This is a genomic window from Faecalibacterium sp. DFI.5.82, from assembly GCF_029076575.1.
Lineage (GTDB): Bacteria > Bacillota > Clostridia > Oscillospirales > Ruminococcaceae > Faecalibacterium > Faecalibacterium duncaniae.
This window is the reverse complement of the sequence record NZ_JARFIS010000055.1, coordinates 1-500: the sequence shown is the minus strand read 5'-3', so window position 1 is coordinate 500 and position 500 is coordinate 1. Positions and strand designations below refer to the sequence as shown.

At 60.2% G+C, this 500-nt stretch carries 1 protein-coding gene; it reads left to right on the top strand.

The annotated features are described in order from the left end of the window. A partial coding sequence (locus P0G09_RS15530) for a TIM barrel protein (RefSeq protein ID WP_342760540.1) occupies positions 1 to 459 on the top strand: 459 nt, incomplete at its 5' end. Between the last annotated feature and the right edge of the window lie 41 nt (positions 460 to 500).

Here is a 500-nt window from a genome sequence, read left to right as displayed (position 1 = left end):
GACGCGCTGGATGAAGCGGGATTTGCCGAGATCATCCTCTGCCCTGAGACGATGGGAAAGATCGGCCAGCTGGGTACGCTGGAGGAGGTGCTGGCTCTCTGCGGAGTGGACCGACGCATCACCCCCTGCATCGACTTCGGCCACCTCAACGCCCGGACGCTGGGCGGCATCCGGTCCAAGGCGGATTATGCCGCTATCCTTGACCGCATCGGGGAGGCGCTGGGGGATGAGCGGGCCCGGCAGTTCCATGTCCATTTTTCCCGCCTCGAGTATTCCAAGGGCGGTGAAAAGCGGCACTGGACCTTTGCCGAGACCCAGTTCGGCCCCGAACCCCAGCCCCTGATGGAGCTGCTGGCCGAGCGCGGGCTTGCACCTGTCATCATCTGTGAGAGCGCCTGTACGCAGGCAGAGGATGCACAGACGATGCAGAGAATGTATTGTGGAAGAACTTTTTTCTGATTTTATCGTCTTTTTTGCTCAAACCCCTTGCCAAACCATGC